Here is a 5292-nt window from a genome sequence, read left to right as displayed (position 1 = left end):
CTAACTAACTAACTAACTAACTAACTAACTAACTAACTAACTAACTAACTAACTAACTAACTAACTTTTAAACAGTCTATCCACTTAAAGCAACTTGTCTAAAAAACAGCGCTATAAGCTGAATGGCCTTTCAGCCGCTTTAGTAATAGGTTATGGTTCGGGTCGTCACATTGCCGTTGTTTGGAAAGGTTAAAGTGTCCCAGTTGCCGTATCGGTCATAGGTATAGATCCGCTCAAATCCCTTAACCTCTTCTCCATTATCAACAGCCGACGCAAATCGGCCATGGCTGTCATAGATGCACTCGTATTTAAAGTATTCGTTCTTTTCAAGCATCTCTCTGATGGATGCTATGGTGCCGTCGCCGTTATATTTAAAATAGCCGCTTGCTCCCCTTGAGCTCACCAGTTCGGTGATTCTTCCAGCATCATTATGCTTTACGGAAACTTCCAGATCTAATGAACCGTCTTGCGAAAAAACAGCAATGCGAAAAACCCTGCCGCCCTTATCGAGAAAATAGACTGATTTTGAAGCAAAGTTCTCTTTGGATGTACGGGTGGCCGATAATCTGCTTCCCATGATACGGTAATATCTTTCCACTATCGAATCCCTGTAATTTTCATAAACCGTTTCCCCGATCTCCTCTAAAGGGGTATTAAGATGATCGATGGAACGGTAATATTTTTTCTCCAGTATGCCCTCTTTTGAGAACTGGTTTTCAACGACCATTCTCCTGTAGCCTCCGCCAAATTTTTCATCCACCTTCAATGTGCTGGAATGCTTTATTATATTTCGTCTGCCGTCAAAAAAAATCGAGTCGGTTTCTGCAGAAGACACGATATTCTTATAGTTCGAACTCCTATTGCTTTTGGTGACCACTATCAGGTTTTTAAGATACTGGTAAATCATCGTGCTGTTTCTCAATTTATTTTCGCATCGCTCAATCCTGCCATCCGCATTAAAGGCCAGATGATATTCATTGATTCCATCGCTGTTATTGTCAATGCTGAGCTGTTTGACCGGCCTGCCTTTCTTCAGATCAAAATCGGCGCTTTCAAACGAATAGTTGTTTTTGTAGAACCCATTGTTCCTGTTTGGATTAAGATAGGTTCGTACCAGTTCCTGATAGCTGTCTTCAGGGATATCCAGCGGCAGGCCCAATCCGGGAGCTTCTGAAATCTGGGCCGACATTTTAAGGGAAATTAAGGCAAGAATTAAAAGGGCTTTTCTCATATGGCTATTAGCTTGGCAATTCATGGCTAAAATAGCTTTTTCGATTCATTGGCATCGTCTTCTCCCTACTTATTTTTAAACAAAATATTACAAAAAACAATTCCCTTCAAGCCAGCCTCTTTCTCACTGGCCAAAATCAAACTAAAAAAAATCTAATAAAAATATCAACAGTCTAAAGCTGACTAAGCAACTAACTAAAAGAGAGTTTAATGATTTCTCCTTTAAATAAACAAACCTCTCTAACCACCCTCCCCTTCGCCAGCCAAAATAAAGCTAAAAACACTGCCTTACTTCTCAAATCAAAAGGCTTCATGCTTCGCTGCTTTTTATAATGGACTTGACAATATTTCGAGCAACTGAAACAATTCTTTTCAATAATGCTGCAGCTAATATTTCCAGTATTCTTGCCATGCTTCTTATCCCTAATCCCTCTTTGGTTAATTGAACAATCTTTTCATTAATATCTAATTTGTAAGCTTGATTTGTATAATATTCTATAAAACGGTGAGAGCACATTTTACAATAGTACTGCTGTTTATTATTTTTTGTTCTCCCATTTTTAATAACCTTTTGCTCTTTATTTTTTGAACAATTCATCACCACTAACTCAGGAACACTATACCGGATTCTTACCCATTTTAGCTCATTTAAGGCAATACTAAAACAAAAAAGATAAGCATTGCTGCTCATCTTTAAATTATTTATTTATAAAATTCATTCAATTTCAAAAGGTTATAATTTATTATGATGGAAGAATTTATTTTTTACATAAAGATTAGTATTTCCATCAAAAAATATTAAACAGAAAAAACGTCACACCATAGCCATTTTATTATACTTGTTGCGATACTCGACTGGTGTGAGACCCGTGATTTTTTTGAAAATAGAACGAAAGGCTTTTGTGTCTGTATAACCAACATCGTACATTACTTCGCTAATGTTTTTTCGGCTCGATTCGAAGCTTCGTTTTGCAAATTCTATTTTTACTCTGTTGATATATTCTAGGACCGAATTATTTGTCGCTATTTTGAATCGTCTTTCAAAACTTCGTCTGCCTAAGGAAACCAAACCTGCCAATTCATCAATCGTAATTTTTTCCTGAATGTTTTTATCGATAAAATCCTGAGCCTGTTTTATGGCTTCATCGGTATGATTTTTCTGCCCCTTAAACATCGCAAAAGCGGCTTGACTGTCTCTATCAATATCAATGGCAAAATATTTTGAAGCCAAAATTGCCGTTTCCCTATCGGTGTACTTTTCTACCAAATACAATAATAAATTCCAATAGGACATAGCGCCACCGCTTGAATAAAGCCGTTGCTCTTCTGTAACAATACTGCCGTCTATTACTTCTACTTCAGGAAACATTTCGATAAATTCATTTTGGAAACCCCAATGTGTTGAGCATTTTTTTCCATTAAGCAGCCCTGTAGAAGCCAGTAAAAAAGCGCCCACGCAAAGCGAGGCCACTTCTGCCCCATTATTGTATTGCTCTTTTATCCAAGGCAAGGCTTTTTTGTTTGCTTCGATAGCCGTTTTCATATCGCCAAACAAAGCAGGAATAATAATTAAATCTGTATTCTTTACCTCATTCAAAAGTTGTGATGCAGTAATAGAAAATGAACCTTCATTGATTTTCACTTGTTTTTTTAAGCCAACTAACTGTACATCAAACAATGGCATTTTACCCGCCATAGCCATAAATTGATTTACTGCTGAAAACAAATATTGCGGATCAGCGATAGCCTGCATTACCGAATTTTCGGGAACAAATATACTTACATTCATCATTTTTTTTCAAGATTTGGTTGCGAATATAAAGATAAACTAAAGTTTGTCATAAATCACCCTTTAGTTGTCATTATTGCACATAGCAATGCACTAATAGCCGTTGCATCTTTGTATTATAAATAAACAAGCTAAAAAATAAGGAAATGAAAAACTCAAAAATTACAGTTCAAGCAACTGTTGAAGCAAACGCAAAAAAAGTATGGGATTACTACAACAATCCAAATCACATTACAAATTGGAATTTTGCAGACCCAAGCTGGCATTGTCCAAAAGCCGAAAATGATATGAAAGTTGGCGGCACTTACAAAGCCAGAATGGAAGCTAAAGATGGCAGTTTTGGTTTTGACTTTGAAGCCATTTACACAGATATTAAAGAAGGACAAGGGTTTACTTATGAATTTGGAGGGAGAACAGCTACCGTTCAATTTGATGGAAATGACAATAAAACGGAAGTAACAGTCGCTTTTGACCCAGAAACAGAGAACTCAATTGAAATGCAAAAAGGCGGATGGCAAGCCATCTTAAATAGTTTCAAAAATTATACGGAAAATAACTAAAATTTACGCAAGATGGAAACAGACAAAGTAACATTGCACAGAGTTTTAGCAGCTTCACCAGAGAAAGTGTTTCGCGCATTTGCTGATGCAGATGCCATAGCAAGCTGGCTGCCGCCATTTGGTTTTGTATGTAAAGTACATCAATTTGACTTTAAGGCAGGCGGTGTTTACAAAATGAGCTTTACCAATTTCACTACAGGAAGCTCACATTCATTTGGTGGCGAATATCTGGAAATTGCACCCAATCAGCTATTAAAATATTCGGATAGATTTGATGACCCTAATTTGCCTGGAGAAATGATAACAACAGTACAGCTAACTGCAGTAAGCTGTGGGACAGAATTACATATAACGCAAACTGGCATCCCCGATATGATACCGTCAGAAATGTGTTATTTAGGATGGCAGGAATCATTAGAGAAATTGAAAAAATTAACTGAGCCCAATATCCCTGATGCCTAAAAATTAGATGCTAAATACTTATTTGATACGAAAATGACACAAATAAATTCATATCTCACATTCAATGGCAACTGCAGGCAAGCCATGACATTCTACAAAGAGTGTTTGGGTGGCGAGCTCAGCTTTCAAACCGTTGGCGAATCTCCTTTGTCTGAAAAAATGCCAGAACGAATGAAAAATTGCATTTTGCATTCAACGCTTTCTAAAGGAGCTTTGGTGCTTATGGGTTCTGATTTGGTAAGTGAAAAGGGTTTGATTAAAGGCAACAGTGTTTCACTTTCTTTAAACTGCAGCAGCGAAGAAGAAATTAAAGATTGTTATGCTAAACTTTCGGCAGGTGGAACTGCAAATCACCAATTAGAAGAAAGCTTTTGGGGAGCTTTGTTTGGTGACCTTACCGATAAGTTTGGCAATCATTGGATACTTAATTGCACTAAAAATTCTAACACCTAAAATGCTATAAAAATGAAAAAAGATAAAATAATTTATTGGACAGCCACAATCGTCCTTTTTTTAATGGAAGGAGTGATGCCAGCCCTTACCTCTTAAACAGAACTAGCCAAACGAGGCATCAGCCATTTAGGCTATCCTGCTTATTTTGGAAATGCATTGGTGGTTTTTAAAGTACTTGGAGCATTGTCTTTAGCAATTCCACAAGTGCCCAAACGCCTTAAAGAATTTGCATATGCTGGTTTTACTTTTAATTTCCTGTTTGCGAGTATTAGTCACTTTGCAGTAGATGGCATTGGTTTCCAATCGTTCTTTCCGTTGATATTTTTGGTGATATTATGGATTTCTTACACTTATTACAACAAGGTTTATTCGCCTAAAAATTAATGCAGACATTCGTTTTCCGCTGGAAAATATTACATTAGCAAGAAATGAATCGTTCGCGAAGTCTCCTTTTTTTTGAAATTTGCGCTTAAGTGACTATCAACAGTTTTTTTGCATATCCATCCTGTACAAAAATCGTGGCACAGCACAGAAAAAATATTAAAAGATGTATTATAGAGGAGGGATGAACCAAGCGTTGCTATCCCTCTTTATCCTTCTGTAGTATAATCTAAAAACAACTTTTCAAATACCTTTCCGTTCCAACCAACCTCACAATTGCCTGCCAAAATCAAAACAAAAACAATCTTAAAAGAAAAGAGAAAAAGGGTTAAAAACAATCTAGAAGAAAAGAAACTAACTAACTAACTAACTAACTAACTAACTAACTAACTAACTAACTAACTAACTAACTAACTA

6 protein-coding genes and 1 pseudogene are annotated in these 5292 nt (G+C 36.5%); 4 read left to right on the top strand and 3 right to left on the bottom strand.

Annotated elements, in window-relative coordinates:
* Positions 1-139 precede the first annotated feature (139 nt).
* The 3 genes and pseudogenes from DMB71_RS00265 to DMB71_RS00255 form a co-directional block, all read right to left on the bottom strand.
* Entirely contained in the window at positions 140-1231 is a 1092-nt protein-coding gene (locus DMB71_RS00265; RefSeq protein WP_162614734.1) for a hypothetical protein, read from the bottom strand.
* Positions 1232-1558: 327 nt separating this feature from the next.
* Positions 1559-1828 (bottom strand): annotated as a pseudogene (locus DMB71_RS00260) (IS1/IS1595 family N-terminal zinc-binding domain-containing protein); the annotation flags it as partial.
* A gap of 216 nt (positions 1829-2044) precedes the next feature.
* A complete protein-coding gene (locus DMB71_RS00255; protein ID WP_111362685.1) occupies positions 2045-3022 on the bottom strand; it encodes a GlxA family transcriptional regulator in 978 nt (325 codons plus the stop codon).
* A gap of 143 nt (positions 3023-3165) precedes the next feature.
* On the opposite strand from DMB71_RS00255, the gene DMB71_RS00250 reads away from it, so the two are divergent.
* The 4 genes from DMB71_RS00250 (at position 3166) to DMB71_RS22125 (ending at position 4878) form a co-directional block, all read left to right on the top strand.
* Complete coding sequence (locus DMB71_RS00250; protein WP_111362683.1) at positions 3166-3579, top strand: SRPBCC family protein; 414 nt, start codon at positions 3166-3168, stop codon at positions 3577-3579.
* Between the two features lie 12 nt (positions 3580-3591).
* A complete protein-coding gene (locus tag DMB71_RS00245) occupies positions 3592-4041 on the top strand; it encodes an SRPBCC family protein (protein ID WP_111362682.1) in 450 nt (149 codons plus the stop codon).
* A gap of 33 nt (positions 4042-4074) precedes the next feature.
* Positions 4075-4494 carry a VOC family protein gene (locus DMB71_RS00240; RefSeq protein WP_111362680.1) on the top strand — a complete coding sequence of 140 codons (420 nt, stop codon included), beginning with the start codon at positions 4075-4077 and terminating at the stop codon, positions 4492-4494.
* A gap of 117 nt (positions 4495-4611) precedes the next feature.
* Positions 4612-4878: a DoxX family protein gene (locus DMB71_RS22125; protein WP_262510399.1), complete on the top strand. Its 267-nt coding sequence runs from the start codon at positions 4612-4614 to the stop codon at positions 4876-4878.
* Positions 4879-5292 lie beyond the last annotated feature (414 nt).

Source organism: Flavobacterium tistrianum (assembly GCF_003254545.1).
Taxonomy (GTDB): Bacteria; Bacteroidota; Bacteroidia; order Flavobacteriales; family Flavobacteriaceae; genus Flavobacterium; species Flavobacterium tistrianum.
Note: the sequence above shows the minus strand (reverse complement) of the source record. Positions and strands in the feature narration are given on the sequence as shown.

Excerpts from the sequence above, each read along its gene's own strand:
- DMB71_RS00265 (WP_162614734.1), bottom strand. The coding sequence starts at position 1,231 with ATGAGAAAAGCCCTTTTAATTCTTGCCTTAATTTCCCTTAAAATGTCG.
- DMB71_RS00255 (WP_111362685.1), bottom strand. The coding sequence starts at position 3,022 with ATGATGAATGTAAGTATATTTGTTCCCGAAAATTCGGTAATGCAGGCT.
- DMB71_RS00250 (WP_111362683.1), top strand. The coding sequence starts at position 3,166 with ATGAAAAACTCAAAAATTACAGTTCAAGCAACTGTTGAAGCAAACGCA.
- DMB71_RS00245 (WP_111362682.1), top strand. The coding sequence starts at position 3,592 with ATGGAAACAGACAAAGTAACATTGCACAGAGTTTTAGCAGCTTCACCA.
- DMB71_RS00240 (WP_111362680.1), top strand. The coding sequence starts at position 4,075 with ATGACACAAATAAATTCATATCTCACATTCAATGGCAACTGCAGGCAA.